The sequence below is a fragment of the Salinimicrobium profundisediminis genome, assembly GCF_026241755.1.
GTDB classification, from domain to species: Bacteria; Bacteroidota; Bacteroidia; order Flavobacteriales; family Flavobacteriaceae; genus Salinimicrobium; species Salinimicrobium profundisediminis.
In genome coordinates this window covers 91223-106626 of the sequence record NZ_JAPJDA010000003.1, presented here as the reverse complement: position 1 = coordinate 106626, position 15404 = coordinate 91223, and the positions used below count along the sequence as shown (strand labels likewise).

16 protein-coding genes are annotated in these 15404 nt (G+C 42.7%); 10 read left to right on the top strand and 6 right to left on the bottom strand.

What is annotated here, in order from left to right; translation table 11 throughout:
* Positions 1–4: 4 nt before the first annotated feature.
* The 6 genes from OQ279_RS02800 to OQ279_RS02775 form a co-directional block, all read right to left on the bottom strand.
* Positions 5–853 (bottom strand): substrate-binding domain-containing protein, encoded by an 849-nt coding sequence (locus OQ279_RS02800; protein ID WP_266068269.1) that lies wholly within the window; start codon positions 851–853, stop codon positions 5–7.
* Entirely contained in the window at positions 850–2901 is a 2052-nt protein-coding gene (ppk1, locus tag OQ279_RS02795; protein WP_266068268.1) for a polyphosphate kinase 1, read from the bottom strand. Before ppk1 ends, OQ279_RS02800 begins: the two co-directional genes overlap by 4 nt.
* 66 nt (positions 2902–2967) lie before the next feature.
* The gene (locus OQ279_RS02790) at positions 2968–3843 is read right to left on the bottom strand and encodes a nucleoside phosphorylase (RefSeq protein WP_266068267.1); all 876 of its coding nucleotides are present in this window, start codon (positions 3841–3843) and stop codon (positions 2968–2970) included.
* Position 3844: 1 nt separating this feature from the next.
* A complete protein-coding gene (locus OQ279_RS02785; protein ID WP_266068266.1) occupies positions 3845–4780 on the bottom strand; it encodes a DUF1835 domain-containing protein in 936 nt (311 codons plus the stop codon).
* Between the two features lie 9 nt (positions 4781–4789).
* Positions 4790–5143, bottom strand: a complete 354-nt coding sequence (locus OQ279_RS02780) for a translation initiation factor (protein ID WP_266068265.1) — start codon at positions 5141–5143, stop codon at positions 4790–4792.
* Between the two features lie 6 nt (positions 5144–5149).
* The gene (locus OQ279_RS02775; RefSeq protein ID WP_266068264.1) at positions 5150–6097 is read right to left on the bottom strand and encodes an isopenicillin N synthase family dioxygenase; all 948 of its coding nucleotides are present in this window, start codon (positions 6095–6097) and stop codon (positions 5150–5152) included.
* A 127-nt stretch (positions 6098–6224) separates the two neighbouring features.
* On the opposite strand from OQ279_RS02775, the gene OQ279_RS02770 reads away from it, so the two are divergent.
* From OQ279_RS02770 to OQ279_RS02725, 10 genes are all read left to right on the top strand, one after another.
* Entirely contained in the window at positions 6225–8234 is a 2010-nt protein-coding gene (locus OQ279_RS02770) for an alpha-ketoacid dehydrogenase subunit alpha/beta (protein ID WP_266068263.1), read from the top strand.
* 130 nt (positions 8235–8364) lie between these two features.
* Positions 8365–8526: a DUF1328 family protein gene (locus OQ279_RS02765; RefSeq protein ID WP_029033028.1), complete on the top strand. Its 162-nt coding sequence runs from the start codon at positions 8365–8367 to the stop codon at positions 8524–8526.
* Between the two features lie 80 nt (positions 8527–8606).
* Positions 8607–9083, top strand: coding sequence for a lipocalin family protein (locus OQ279_RS02760; RefSeq protein WP_266068262.1), 477 nt, complete (start codon positions 8607–8609; stop codon positions 9081–9083).
* An 11-nt stretch (positions 9084–9094) separates the two neighbouring features.
* Positions 9095–9790: a YiaD family glycine zipper/OmpA-like lipoprotein gene (locus tag OQ279_RS02755; protein ID WP_266068261.1), complete on the top strand. Its 696-nt coding sequence runs from the start codon at positions 9095–9097 to the stop codon at positions 9788–9790.
* A 68-nt stretch (positions 9791–9858) separates the two neighbouring features.
* Entirely contained in the window at positions 9859–10974 is a 1116-nt protein-coding gene (locus OQ279_RS02750) for an NAD(P)/FAD-dependent oxidoreductase (protein WP_266068260.1), read from the top strand.
* Positions 10974–11681, top strand: coding sequence for a methyltransferase domain-containing protein (locus OQ279_RS02745; RefSeq protein WP_266068259.1), 708 nt, complete (start codon positions 10974–10976; stop codon positions 11679–11681). The genes OQ279_RS02750 and OQ279_RS02745 overlap by 1 nt, the downstream gene beginning before the upstream one ends.
* Before the next feature lie 9 nt (positions 11682–11690).
* On the top strand, positions 11691–12743 hold the full coding sequence (locus OQ279_RS02740) for a type III polyketide synthase (protein ID WP_266068258.1): 1053 nt from the start codon (positions 11691–11693) through the stop codon (positions 12741–12743).
* Positions 12737–13531 (top strand): enoyl-ACP reductase FabI, encoded by a 795-nt coding sequence (locus OQ279_RS02735; RefSeq protein ID WP_266068257.1) that lies wholly within the window; start codon positions 12737–12739, stop codon positions 13529–13531. The genes OQ279_RS02740 and OQ279_RS02735 overlap by 7 nt, the downstream gene beginning before the upstream one ends.
* A 110-nt stretch (positions 13532–13641) precedes the next feature.
* On the top strand, positions 13642–14076 hold the full coding sequence (locus OQ279_RS02730) for a 3-hydroxyacyl-ACP dehydratase FabZ family protein (RefSeq protein WP_266068256.1): 435 nt from the start codon (positions 13642–13644) through the stop codon (positions 14074–14076).
* On the top strand, positions 14073–15344 hold the full coding sequence (locus OQ279_RS02725) for a beta-ketoacyl-[acyl-carrier-protein] synthase family protein (protein ID WP_266068255.1): 1272 nt from the start codon (positions 14073–14075) through the stop codon (positions 15342–15344). The genes OQ279_RS02730 and OQ279_RS02725 overlap by 4 nt, the downstream gene beginning before the upstream one ends.
* Positions 15345–15404: the final 60 nt, after the last annotated feature.

The following is a 15404-nucleotide window of genomic DNA, read 5'->3' as shown; positions in this document are numbered from 1 at the left end:
TCGTTTAATGGGGTAAAAAGTAGTGACTGTCTTGAGCTTCTGGGATAAGATCTAGCTCCAGGAGCTGCTCCTGTACCTTCTGGATCTCAAACACAGAGATTTGTTTTTGGCTCCAGGTGGTGATCTTTAGCCACTGCTCAATATCTTCCACCTTTTGCTCATATTTATTGGCCAGTGCCAGTTCTACTTTTGGAATTTGCTTGAATTTTTTAGTGACCTCATTTAGCGTCTTGAGCATGGTGAGAATTCCGGCCTGATCATTCTCTAACACATCTTTTCTAACAGCAATTACAAAGCAGGACCAGGGGGTGGGACAATCTCCTATTCTGCGGAAAATGCCTTCATCTACCAGAGGTTTTGTGGTAAAATGCTCCCACATAAAGTAACCGGCGCTGCCATACTGTAAAGCTTTAATAGCTCCGTTAATATCTCCCACTACTTCAAATTGAAGTTTTGAGGTATCCCAACCCAAATTCCGGGCGTTTACATAGGCCATCAGGTGTGAACCCGACCCATACCGGCTAATAGCCACTTTTTGATTTTTCAGGTCTTCCACCGACTCAAAGTTTGATTCAGCAGCTACGTGTATTCCCCAAATTAGTGGAGAAGCAATGTATTCCTGTACAATAAGTGCCTCATTTCCGTGTAAAATATCTTTGATAATGCCTTCAGTAAGAATAACGGCAACATCAATCTCTTTATTTCTTAAGGCCTTACACATAGCCCCCGTACCGTCGGGAAAATCGCGCCAGCTAAGATCGAGACCGTTGTTATTAAAAGTTCCGTCATCAATACAAAGGTGCCATGGCAGGTTGAAATGTTCTGGCACTCCTCCAACTTTTATATTTCTCATGAGGCATGTTTTTCTTTGAGGTACTTGTATATTTCGTACTGTGATCTTATTTCTTTTTCTCCCGGTTTGGGCGCTACAAAATTATTCTTTTCTGTGGGATCCTGAATTCTGGCCTTTACATTATCCTTGAATTGTATTTCTAGAATATCTTTAAATTCCTTTGCGATATCTTCATCATAAATGGGTGCGATCACTTCTATCCTGCGGTCCAGGTTTCGTGTCATCCAGTCGGCACTACCAAAAAAGAGCTCTTCCTTTCCGTCATTTCCGAAGATGTAAATGCGGCCGTGTTCTAAAAAGCGGTCAATTATGCTGGTCATGTAAATGTTGCTGCTAAGGTTCTCAACCCCTGGCACCAGGCATGTAAAGCCCCTAACCAGCAGTCTTATATCTACACCTGCCTCACTGGCGTCATATAAAAGGTCGATGATCTCCTTATCTTCAAGGCTGTTCATTTTAGCTTTGATTTCAGCCTTTTTGCCAAGTTTTTTATTCTGAATTTCCCGGTTGATCATGTCTGCAAAAGACTTTCTGGTCGAAAATGGCGAAATGAGAAGGTGTTTTGCCCGCGGGATAATTAATTCCCCTTCAAGCACCAGGAAAACCCGTGAGAGTTCGCTTGTTAGCTTCTCATATGCGGTAAATATTGCATGGTCACAGTAAATTTTTGAGGTTTTGCTGTTAAAATTACCTGTACCAATATAAGCGTAGTCTTTTAATTCTCCATTCTCTTCCCTGGAAACCAGTAGGATCTTGGAATGGACCTTAATTTTGGGGTAACTATAGATAACTTTAGCTCCCTCTTCTTCAAACTTCCTGCCCCAGTCGATATTATTCTTCTCGTCAAACCTTGCTTTAGCTTCAATAAAGACAGTGAGTTTTTTGCCATTTTTGAGTGCCGAGAGAAGGGCAGAAGTAACAACAGATTCATCGGCAATCCTGTAAATGGAAATCTTTATTTCCTTTACCTGTGGGTCGTGTGCGGCTTGCTGTATGAAGCGTTCTACATATTCAAAAGACATGTAAGGAAAATGAACCGACTGGTCTTTTTTTGCAATGACCTCAAAATAATTTTCGGTAGTTTCCAAAACAGAATGTTTTACCGTGGGCCATTCTTCGAAATGTAAGGCCGGATTATTCGTGGGATCCGGGAAAGAAAAATAGTCACTGAAATTGTGATATCTGCCACCCGGCATCATGTCAATTTTTCCAAGTTTAAGCCGCTTCCGCAGTATTTTTTGATCTTCTTCCGGCATATGGGAGTCGTAAAGCAATCTCGTGGGTTGGCCATCGGTGCGTTGTTGGAGAGATTCGTAGATCTTCTCGGCCAGCAATCCGTCTACTTCATCATCTATATACAGCTCGGCATCCCGGGAAAGCTTGATCTCGTAAATTCCGGTAATTTCTTTATCAGGAAATAACTTCGGTACGTTTACTTTTACGATATCATCTAAAAATGATATTTTAAACTCCTCTGTTTCCGAAGAAAAAGTGATGAACCTTTCGCATTCATCTGTCGGAATATTTACAATTCCAAACTCCGATTTATCCCCGAAACACACCATAAAGTAGAGGCTGTTATTCTCCAAAAAAAGCTCTTCGCCACCAAAAGCGCTTGTGGTAGTAGCATTGATGCACTTTCGTATTTTCTTAAAATACCTGTGTGCAAATTCTTCCTGGTGCGCATTGTAATCTTCCCTGTGTACCAGGTGTATGCCTGCAGTCTCCAGTTCGGGGATGATCTCTTCTCTATAGATCTTACCGAACTTTTCCTGTTGCTCCCTTACTTCCTTAAGTATTTCCTTTACCGTCTTATTAGGTTTTAAGGCGAGCTTTTTCCTGATGCTTTTCTCTACCCGTTTCATTTGCCTTAGCTGGGAAACGCGAACCCGAAAATATTCATCGAGGTTCATGGAGAAAATAGCCAGGAACTTTAGCCGCTCGTAAAGAGGTGTGGTCTTATCCTGTGCTTCCTGCAGCACTCTCTCATTAAAACTTAACCAATTTAAATCGCGGTGCCTTTTAATTTTCTCTTCAGGCTTTAACATACGGAGGGGTTTCGTCAAAAATACGAATATGAGGTACGAGGGCTTTTAATATTCTGTTAAATGAAATTAGGCTGATACTATCCTGTCCAGAGCATATTTTATGGTATTCTCTACTGCCTGTGCACCATCTTTGGTAAAGTTTCCGGTTGCGCGGTTCGCGATGATGGCATTAAGAGATAAAGCTTTATGGCCCAACATTGCTGAAAGCCCGAAAATCGCTGAAGTTTCCATCTCCAGGTTGGTGATCTTTTTTCCTTTAAAGCTAAAGGTTGCCAGTTTATCTTTCATGTTGTCATCTCTCAAAGGAAGTCGGAGAACACGGCCCTGCGGGGCATAAAACCCGGAATTTGAACCCGTAAAACCTGCAAATACCTGCTCGCTCATAAATTGCTCTACCAGGGAAGCATTGGCCGGCACCACATAAGGTTTACTGTTTCTTTCATAAGTGCCAAGATGCGCTTCTATGGCCTCATTGAAATCCTGAAGCTGTACTTCATCGCTTTGGTAAAAGTGAAGAAGGTTATCAAAACCAACGGCCATCTCGCTTACTACTATAGAGTCTACCGGTATATCTTTTTGAATAGACCCCGAAGTTCCAACTCTAATGATATTAAGGCTGGTTTTTTCGGCTTTCATATCGCGGGTCTCAAAGTCGATATTGACAAGTGCATCAAGTTCATTGAGTACAATATCAATATTGTCTGTACCAATTCCCGTGGAGATCACCGATATTCTTTTGCCCTTGTAAATTCCGGTTTGGGTGTGGAACTCTCTTTTCTTAACGGCTACTTCTACTTTATCAAAGTGCTTCGTGATCTTATCTACCCGGTTTTGGTCTCCCACCAAAATAACGGTATCGGCAAGATGTTCGGGTTTTAGATTGAGGTGATATATGCTGTTGTCTTTGTTCAGAATTAATTCTGATGCTGCTAAATGATTCATGTTATAATTTTAGTAGATCGTGTGAAACGGGGTCATAAAGAAAGTCGTACTTTCTTACACCGCCGTAGCATTCGTCATCTTTTAGGTTCTGGTAATAATTTTTTGTGCCTTTTAATGCTTTAAGGCCATCTTCATTCAGTTTCAGTTTTTCTGCTGAAGTTTCATAGAAAGGGTTAAGCTTTTCAAGGATCCGCTGCATCTGTACATCTACATAGCCGTAATAACCCTGATATTGAAGGGCATAGCCTAAAAGATGATGCTGCGATTTAATATCGTGTTCTTCTATGAGTTTTAAGACGTTAATTTCCAGGGAATTCAATCCCGTATTTATATTAGGAAAGCGCTCAATATGGGCTCTAATAGAACTTGACAAATATTCAAAGTTTGTGGTCTTCTTGATTTCCGACATAAGCCGTTTTGGGTTTTTACTGCAGTACAGCTCCCAAATTAATTGTGCGGTTTGAATATCGGCCTTTTCAAGTGGAATCCTATATTTATAATGTTCGTTAAGATTTTTATCTGAAAGCTGCGAAAGGGCAGTCATTTCTGCTTCGCCTTTTAGTTTACGGCTACACACTAAAGAGAAAGGTCCATTTTTCTTATTCTGAAGCAGGAAGCTAATAAGGGCAAGCATGTTCATGTGTGAAAAGAGGTCGAACTCAAACCATAACACTATTTCATCATAATTATTGATGGCTGCCAGTTTTACCAGTTCACTAAGAAACTCCTCCTGGTACTGCTCTTCAGAAATATTGTACTTCTCAAGAAGAAAAGTTTTTCTGCGCAACACAAAGTCTTCGTCTCCCACATCAAAAGTTGTAGGGCCTTCACATAGCATTTCCCTCCAGGTGATTACATCTCCGGGAATTGAAAGATTGGTAATTTGTTCAGAAAGATCGTCCCCGTTGGTAATATGTAGTATTTTCTTTTCCTCCATAAAATATCTTTAACCCCCAATGCGCTTTACTTTGTAACCAAGCTCTCTAAGGTAAGACATTACTTTATCTCTAACATCTCCCTGAATTATAATTTCACCATCTTTAACAGAGCCTCCCACACCGCATTTCTTTTTCAGGTCTTTGCCCAGGGCATCGAGATCTTCTTGCGGGCCAACATACCCCTTTACCACAGTCACTTTCTTTCCTGCCCGCCCTTTGGAGCTATAATGGGCTTCCAGAAGTTGATCTTGTGGAGCTAAACTTTCTTCCTGCTCTTCATTGTGGCTTTCAGGAGTAAAATCTTTATCTGTAGAGAAAACAAATCCTCCCAGGTCTTCCAGCCCCATCTTTTTCTTAGCCATAAAAAACTATTTTTTGAGTCCTATTTCTACCAGTCTTTGATGAAGGAATTCTCCGGCAGTAATATCGGGGTAAGCTTTTGGGTGTTCATCATCTATACACTCTTCAAGACAATTTAGTGGCATTTCACTGCGAGGGTGCATAAAGAACGGAATGGAATAACGCGGATTGCTCCATTGCTCTTTTGGAGGATTCACCACCCGGTGTATCGTACTTCTCAGTTTGTTATTGGTATGCCGCTCCAGCATATCTCCTACGTTGATCACGAGCTCATCTTCCTGCGGAATAGCATCTATCCATTCCCCGTCTTTTCTTAACACCTGGAGCCCTCCGGTAGAAGCCCCCATTAAAAGCGTGATAAGGTTGATGTCTCCGTGAGCTCCGGCTCTTACGGCACCTTTAGGCTCTTCGGTGATAGGAGGGTAGTGAATGGGCCTCAAAATGCTGTTCCCGTTACTGGCCCAGTGGTCAAAATAGAACTCGTCCAGGCCAATGTATAGTGCAAGAGCCCTTAACACATAGATCCCTGTTTTTTCCAGCATTCTGTATGCTTCCATCCCGGTGTGGTTAAAATCGGGGAGCTCTTCTACCTGCACGTTTTCAGGATATTCTTCAGTAAGATTTGCATCTTTTGAAGGCTCCTGTCCAAAATGCCAGAATTCTTTAAGATCTCCCTCTTTCTTGCCTTTAGCGTGCTCTTTTCCGAAGGAAATATATCCGCGTTGCCCTGCAAGCCCCTCAATTTCATACTTCTGTTTGGTTTCAAGTGGAAGGGCAAAGAAATTCTTCACTTCTTTATATAGCTCATCCACAAGATTGTCGCTCAAAAAATGGTTTTTTAAAGCAACAAAACCTATTTCTTCGTAAGCCTTACCAATCTCATTTACAAATTTTTGCTTTCTCTTTGGGTCATCAGACAGGAAGTCGGCCAGGTTAACACTGGGTATATTGTTCATCTCCATAGGATCATTTTTTAGATACCACACAAAGTTAAATAAAATAAGAAGAGTGTCGTGGGCTTTAAATTTTTCTTAATAACAACGAATCCTATTTTAAGTACATTTGAGGAACCAATGCTTAATTATGAAAATTAAAGAAACTTCATTTCAACCTGATATAGAATTCGACAGAACAGATTTTAATGACGGGCAGCTCCTCGCTTTTTACAGGGAATTGCTTAAGCCCAGGCTCATCGAAGAGAAAATGCTGGTGCTTTTACGCCAGGGTAAAATATCAAAATGGTTTAGCGGGATTGGCCAGGAGGCTATATCTATTGGTGTCACGCTTTCTCTTCAAAAAGACGAATACATCCTGCCCATGCACCGTAACCTGGGGGTTTTTACGGCCAGAGAAATCCCGTTGTACAGGTTATTTAGCCAATGGCAGGGAAAAGCTTCGGGTTTTACCAAAGGCCGGGATCGCAGTTTTCACTTTGGTACGCAGGAATATAAAATTGTGGGAATGATCTCCCATTTGGGGCCTCAATTGGGGGTTGCCGATGGTATCGCTCTTGCTCACAGGCTTCAAAAAGAGCAAAAAATCACTGCAGTTTTTACAGGCGAAGGCGGCACGAGTGAAGGGGATTTTCACGAAGCCCTAAATATTGCTTCGGTATGGCAGCTGCCGGTGATGTTTTGTGTAGAAAATAACGGCTATGGGCTTTCTACTCCCACTTCGCAGCAGTATAATTGCGAGAATATAGCCGATCGTGCTGTGGGTTATGGTATGGAATCTCATATTATTGACGGAAATAACATTTTAGAGGTCTACGGAAAGGTTTCCAGGTTGGCAGAAAGTATGCGAAAAGATCCGCGCCCCGTTTTACTGGAGTTCAAGACCTTTAGAATGAGGGGTCATGAAGAAGCCAGCGGAACAAAATATGTTCCTAATGACCTGATGCAGCAGTGGGCAATTAAAGATCCTGTAGATAACTTCCGGGAATTTTTATTAGCTGAAAAAATGCTTTCTGAAAATCTTGACAACCAATACAAAGCGGAAATCAAGCAGGAAATAGATGAAGATCTAAAAAAGGCAAATGCCGAAGCCGGTATAGATTTCAATGAAACTGAAGAGTTAAATGATGTGTATCAAGAGTTTCATTATGAAGAATTTACTCATTCCGAAGAAACAGAAGAGCTTAGGTTTATAGATGCTGTATCTCAGGGATTAAGGCAATCAATGCAGCGGCATGAAAACCTCGTGCTCATGGGGCAGGATATAGCTGAATATGGCGGTGTCTTTAAAATAACCGAAAATTTCGTTGAAGAATTTGGAACCCAACGGGTGCGCAATACTCCCATTTGTGAGTCGGGGATTGTGGAAACTGCAATGGGGCTTTCTATCAAAGCAATGAAAGCGATGGTGGAGATGCAGTTCGCCGATTTTGTGAGTTCCGGGTTCAATCCTGTAGTGAATTACCTTGCAAAAGTGCATTACCGCTGGAACCAGCAGGCCGATGTGGTGATTAGGATGCCTTGTGGTGCAGGTGTAGGAGCCGGCCCTTTCCACAGTCAGACGAACGAGGCCTGGTTTACCAAGACTCCAGGCTTAAAAGTGGTGTATCCGGCGTTCCCTTATGATGCCAAAGGATTATTGAACACAGCTTTTAACGATCCCAATCCTGTACTTTTCTTTGAACACAAGGCGCTGTATCGCAGTATACGCCAGCAAGTACCTAAAGATTACTATACCTTACCCTTTGGAAAAGCAGCTTTGCTGCGTGAAGGCAGGGATGTAACAGTGATAAGCTTTGGCGCAGCGGTGCATTGGGCGCTGGAGACTCTCGACGCTCACCCCGAAATAGATGCCGATCTTCTTGACTTAAGGAGCCTGCAGCCGCTGGATACTGAAGCCATATTTTCTTCAGTAAAGAAAACAGGGAAAGTAATTATCCTTCAGGAAGATAGTGTCTTCGGCGGAATAGGATCTGACATTTCAGCCATGATCGCCCAGGAGTGTTTTGAAGCTCTCGATGCGCCGGTAATGCGGGTAGGAAGCCTTGAAACCCCAATACCATTCTCAAAAGCTCTCGAAGAAGGCTACCTTCCAAAAAAGAGATTTGAGGAGAAAATTCTGGAGTTATTGAAGTATTAAGAAAGAATTGGCGGTAAGTTGATTTTGTTAGGATTTCTTTACAAAAAACTTGTTAAATAAGTAATAATCTTTTGTCTGCCGCAAGGTCTCAACGTAATTTAGAGATAACTAATCACTAAAACTTTAAATTATGATACGATTAATCGTTATCTTTTTAATCATTGCAATTATTGCCGCCATCTTTGGATTTGGAGGAATTGCTGAAGGAGCTGCCGATATTGCGCAGATCATCTTTTACATTTTCCTTGTTCTACTTGTAATCGCATTGATAAGTAGACTTTTTAGAAGATAATTGTAAACAGCATCATCCAATGTCATTAAGGCTTTTTAGCCCTGGCATTGGATTTTTTTTGACTCAGTAAAAACAGAAGCATGAAAAAGATTGTTTTTTTAATTTTAAGTGTGGTTTTTCTTGTCTCCTGCGGTTCCAGCAAGGTGGCAAATGAAGCCAGGGCAACCATGAATGGCGATTGGCAGTTAACCAGTATTACTTACCCCGGGAACAGCCAGAATGTACAGGTTTCCCTTTTAAACGATGTCCCTGCCAGGTGTCTGGAAGGTAGTACATGGAACTTTATTTCGAATAATAACACAGGTTCTTATGTGGTTTCAGGACTTAATTGTCCTTCAGAAACCGAATTCTTTATCTGGTCAATTGACGGGTCTAACGCCGCAATGGGTAATTATGACCTTATGTTTAAGCCTACCAATTCCGATCATAAATCGGTTACCGGTAATACGGGGTACAGGATCAACCTTACCCATCTTTCGGGCAGTCAAATGACCTGGGAACAAACAGTGTCTTTTGAAGGCAAACCGTTTACAATTAAAATGAACTTTAATAAATAATTGAGAATACTATGAAAATGAGACAAAACAGATTATTTGCTTTTTTATTTGCTGCCCTTATCATGTTCGTGGGTTGTGATGCTACAAGAAATGCCAATAACAAACAAAAAGGAACCGTTATAGGTGCCACAGGTGGTGCCGTGCTTGGCGGGGTTGTGGGTAATAATGTAGGAGACGGTAATACCGCACTGGGCGCCATTATTGGTGGTGTTGTAGGTGGTGCTGCCGGAGCTTATATTGGTAACCGAATGGATAAACAAGCTCAGGAAATTGAACAGGAGATCCCCGGAGCTGAAGTTGAAAGAGTTGGTGAAGGTATTAACGTGACCTTTGATGAAACCAGCGGTATTTATTTTGCTACAGAAAAATATGCCATTGAGGGGCAGTCTCGTGAGGCACTTCAAAAACTTGCCAACATTCTGCAGGAATACCCCGATACAAACATTTTAGTTGAAGGGCACACAGACAGTACCGGTAGTGATGCTTACAACCTAACGCTTTCTAAGAACAGGGCACAGGCTGTAACAAACTTCCTTACCAGCCAGGGAATTTCTGGCGGAAGGATCGACACCAAATGGTATGGCGAGTCTCAACCTAAGTACGACAATTCTACTGTAGAAGGACGTTCTAAGAACCGTAGAGTTGAGCTTGCAATTGTTGCCAACGAAGAGCTTAAAGAAGAAGCAAGAAGACAGGCCGGTAATTAAGAATCCGGTTCAAAGTAAAAAAAACCCGGTTTTTCCGGGTTTTTTTATACCAAAATTTATCTGGAAAAATGACCAACCGAATCATCATCGCAGGGGGCGGACTCGCAGGTTTAACAGCCGCCATTCACCTGGCTCAAAAAGGGCAAAAAATTACGCTTTTTGAGAAGGATGCTTTTCCGCGGCATAAAGTGTGTGGGGAATATCTGTCCCGCGAGGTCATTCCTTATTTTGATGAGCTAAAAATCCCGTGGAGGAACTTAAATCCGAAAAAAATAGACAGGTTGCGTTACAGCACGCCTTCCGGAAAGGCTATTGACGTTGATTTACCTATGGGAGCCCTTGGCGTGAGCCGCTACGCCCTTGATAACCTGCTTTTTGAAACAGCTAAAGCCAACGGTGTGGAAATTCTCCAGGAAAAGGTGCTGGAAATGACATTTTTGGAAGGTAAGTTTAAGGTAATTTCTTCAAAAACTGAATATACTGCAGATTATGTTTTTGGCAGCTTCGGAAAAAGATCGGTACTTGATAAGAACCTGGAACGGAATTTTTTTAAAGAATCCGCACCTTGGGTCGCAGTCAAAAATCACTATCGGCTGAAGGATTTTCCTGATGACCTGGTAGGTTTGCACAACTTTAAAGGTGGGTACTGCGGACTCTCCCGAACCGAGAATGGAAATATCAATATGTGTTATCTCGCCACCTATGAGAGCTTTAAAGATTACAAAGACCCGGATAAATTCAATGAAAAAGTACTTCGAAAAAACCCATTTTTGGACAGGTTTTTAGCTGAAGCTGTTCCGGTATTTGAGAAACCGCTCACTATCGCACAGATCTCCTTCAGCAAAAAAGAAGCAGTGAAAGATCACGTACTTATGCTGGGAGATGCCGCCGGACTCATACATCCGTTATGCGGTAATGGAATGGCCATAGCGATTCACAGCGCCAAAATAGCTTCCGAAGAATTTATAAAACATATTGAAACCGGAAGCCATCGGCAGGAAATGGAAACTGCTTACAAACAGCGGTGGGAAAAGATATTCAGCAGGAGATTTAAAACAGCATCGCTGCTTCAAAAGGTGCTGTTACGAGAAAACCTGGCAGAAATTTCTCAGGCTTTAATTTCTAGAGTTCCGTTCCTTTTGCCCAAAATCATAAAACAAACCCATGGAGAACCTATAGCCTAATGGTGAACACCAAAGAAAGATCCAGCCAAAAAGAGATCATGGACGATCTTGAGATGCAGGGGGAAGAACTGGAAAAGACCCTGCAAGACCTCGACACAGTGAACCAGTGGTTAGGCGGTAATAAAATTACGGTAGATGGGGTGGAGAAACTTCTTGAAAGTTCCTCTTACACAAAATCAGTAAAGATCATTGATGTGGGCTGTGGTAACGGCAGTGTTCTTAAAGAAGTAGCCAAATACGGCCGCAAGACCGGGCAAAAATTTGAACTGCTGGGAATTGATGCGAATAAGAACGCTATGGAGATTGCAGAGAAAAATTTAGCTGCTTATCCTGAAGTTTCTTTTAAAGGAATGGATGTTTTTTCGGAAGAATTTGCGCGGCAGGAAGCAGACATAATTTTGTGTACCTTGACACTGCATCATTTTTCAGATGATGAAATAAGGGAATTAATGAAGCTTTTTTCTCAAAAAGTTGGGCTGGGAATAGTTATTAATGATCTTAAAAGAAGCAGAAGAGCATATTACCTTTTTCAGGCGTTTTGTGCGGCTTTTGGAATAAGGGAGATCAACCGCAAAGATGGGCTCACCTCTATTTTGAGAAGTTTCAAAAAAGAAGAGCTGCAGGCATTTGCAAAAGACCTGGCGGTAAGTAGGCAGGAGATCAACGAAAAATGGGCTTTTAGATATCAATGGATCTTATATAAATAATCATAAAGAATGAGTGTTAGAATAGCGACAGTAGCAAAACAACTTCCACCTTACTCACGTGAGACCACAGAGGTAATTCCCTTTGTGGAGACGTGGCTTGATGGGCAGGAGGAAAGATACAGGAGAAAAGTGATCAAGATCTTTGAAGGAGCTGCTGTAGACAAGCGATATTCTATAATGGAGCCGTCGGAGGTTTTTACAGCGACTTCTTTTGAAGATAAGAACCGTATTTACAGCAGGGAGGTAAAAAAGCTGGGATCTGCTGTGCTAAAAAAGGGGCTGGAACAAGCCGGTTGGGAAGCCGATTCCGTCGACTTTATTATCACCGTGAGTTGTACCGGGATCATGATCCCTTCTTTAGACGCTTTTCTTATCAACGAACTGCAAATGAAGCAGGACATTACGAGGTTACCAGTGACCGAAATGGGATGTGCCGCCGGGATTTCGGGAATGATCTACGCTAACAATTTTTTGAAAGCAAATCCGGGGAAAAGAGCTGCAGTTATTGCAGTGGAAAGTCCTACGGCTACTTTTCAGCTTGAAGATTTCTCGATGGCAAATATGGTGAGCGCCGCGATCTTTGGTGACGGCGCTGCCTGCGTGTTAATGTCTTCGGAAGAAGATGCGAAAGGTCCCAGGATAGTAGGGGAAGACATGTACCATTTCTTTGATGCTACTCACCTGATGGGTTTTGACCTCACCGATCCCGGACTCAAGATGGTCCTCGATCCCGCAGTGCCTCAAACAATCGCCGATCATTTTCCTGCAATCATTCATCCTTTTCTTGAAAAGCACAATTCTTCCATTGAAAAAATAGATCACCTCATTTTTCATCCCGGTGGAAAAAAAATTGTGCAGACGGTTGAAGAACTTTTTGGTAAATTAGGTAAGAATATAGACGATACCAAGGAAGTGTTGCGGCTGTACGGCAATATGAGCAGCGCAACTGTTTTATATGTCCTGGAAAGATTTTTAAACCGGCCGACAGAAAAAGGGGAGCAGGGGCTTATGCTAAGCTTTGGCCCCGGATTTTCGGCTCAAAAAATACTTTTAGAATGGTAAAGGAATTTGAAGGAAAGAATTATTGGGCACTCGTACTTGGTGGAAGCAGCGGTCTTGGCTTTGCTTCGGCCAAAAAGCTGGCCCGGCATGGTATGAACATTCTGGTGGTGCACCGGGATAGAAAGGACGATCTGCCCGAGATAAAATCGGCTTTTGATGAGATCCGGGAGCTGGGGGTACAGCTGCATTCTTTTAATCGCGATGCCACTCGAAAAGACCGAAGGGAAGAGATTAAACAGGAAATGCAGGAAATTCTTGGGGAATCTGGGAAAGTCCGCACCATGTTGCACAGCATTTCTAAAGGAAACCTGAGGTCTATGCTAGGGAAAGAACCAACGTTGCGCAACGACGATTTTCAACAGACCATAGACGCCATGGCCATTAGCCTGTACGACTGGACGAGGCTTATTTATGATGCCGGTTTGTTTGCAAAAGATGCAAGAATACTATCTTTTACCAGTGAAGGGAACATTAAGGCCTGGAAAGATTATGCGGCAGTGTCGGCGGCTAAAGTGGCTTTGGAGGCTATAACCCGCAGTATCGCCCTCGAATTTGCACCGGAAGGTATTCGCGCAAACTGTATACAGGCGGGTGTTACGGTTACGCGTTCCCTGGAGTTGATTCCCGGTTATGAAACCCTGCGGCAACATGCGCTAAAAAGGAATCCCTTCAAACGGCTTACCACTCCGGGAGACGTAGCAAATGCCGTTTATTTGTTGAGTAAAGATGAAGCGAGCTGGATCACCGGTACCGTGATTCCTGTTAACGGAGGAGAACACTTGAAGTAGTTAAGAGTTATGAGTTATGAGTTCGGAGTTTGTAGTCTTGGCTCTTGATTTTTGATTCTTTTTTCCATTTTCATTAGAAAATATTCAATAATAACTATTCAATAAAAATCTTGACACATTCCAAAATCATAGAGTTGCTTCCTTATTCTGAACCTTTTCTGTTTGTTGATGAACTAAAAGAAGTGTCTGAAAATGGCATATTTGGCACCTATACTTTTAAGGAAGAAGCTGATTTTTACAGGGGGCATTTTAAAGATCTTCCGGTGACTCCGGGAGTAATCCTTACAGAATGTATGGCGCAAATTGGAGTGGTGAGCCTGGGTATATTTCTGCTGAAGGATGACGACCTTCACAATTCCGGGGTTGCATTGACAAACACAGCAGTTGACTTTTACCTACCGGTGTTTCCGGGAGAAAAGGTGAAGGTAGTTTCAGAAAAAATCTATTTCAGGTTTAATAAGTTGAAGTGTAAAGTACAAATGTTTAATGCTGAAGAAAAGCTCGTATGCAGAGGGGAAATTTCAGGAATGATAAAAGCTGAATGAACAGAAGAGTAGTAATTACAGGTATGGGCGTGGCTGCGCCAAATGGAGTGGGCTTAGCCGCATTTTCTGAAGCTCTCAAAAAGGGCAAAAGCGGAATAAGATTTCAGCCAGAACTGGAGCGCCTGAAGTTCAGGTGCCAGATTGCCGGGCAGCCTGAAATTCCGGAGGAAATGCTGCAGGAATATTTCACCAAGCTGGAGCTGCGGGGGCTTAACAGCAGCGGGATCGTCTACGGAGTGATCTCGGGTGTTGTTGCCTGGAAAGATGCCGGTTTACCGGTAGGCCCCGAAGCTGAAACAGATTGGGATAACGGGATCATTTTTGGAACCGGGATCCTGGGAGTTGATAAATTCCGCGAAGCGATTCATTTAATTGACGATAAAAATACCCGCAGGCTTGGCAGTACAAGTGTCATACAAACCATGGCCAGCGGGATTAGTGCCTATCTCAACAACAAGCTGGCTTGCGGTAACCAGGTAACCACCAATTCCTCGGCCTGTACCACAGGTACAGAAGCTATTTTGATGGCTGCCGATAGAATCAGGTCAGGAAAAGCTAAGAGAATACTGGCAGGCAGTTGTAGTGACAGCGGCCCTTACGTGTGGGGTGGTTTTGACGCCATGAGGATCCTGCCACACCAGTACAATGATGATCCTGAAGCCGGATCGAGACCCATGAGCGAATCGGCCGCGGGTTTCGTTCCGGGGAGTGGTGCAGGTGCTTTGGTTGTTGAAGACCTGGAATCGGCGCTTGAAAGAGGCGCTAAGATCTATGCTGAAGTTCTTGGCGGACACATTAACAGCGGCGGACAAAGGAATAAAGGTTCTATGACCGCCCCGAATTCTGAAGGCGTAAAAAGATGTATTAAAAATGCCATTTTTGACGCCGGAGTAAGAGGCGACGAACTTGATGTTATTAACGGTCACCTTACCGCGACCTCCATGGATGCTACAGAAATTAGAAATTGGAGCGAAGCCCTGGAGTTGAAAGCAAAAGATTTCCCGTATATCAATAGTTTAAAAAGCCTGACAGGACATTGCCTTAGCGCTGCCGGAAGTGTAGAAAGTGTAGCGAGTATTCTCCAGATCTCTGAAGGTTTCATCTTCGGAAATCAAAACTCTGAAGACCTGCATCCGGAAATCGAAGAGATCGCCAGCCGGGAAAAAGTTCCGGAAAAATCCTTTTTTAGAGAGGTAAATCTCGTGGCGAAGGCAAGTTTCGGGTTTGGAGATGTGAATGCCGTGGCAATTTTTAGTAAATTCAGATAATTTAAAAATTCAAATTACAAGCACCAAATTCCAAAGGGGCTCAGGAAAGAATAATTAAAG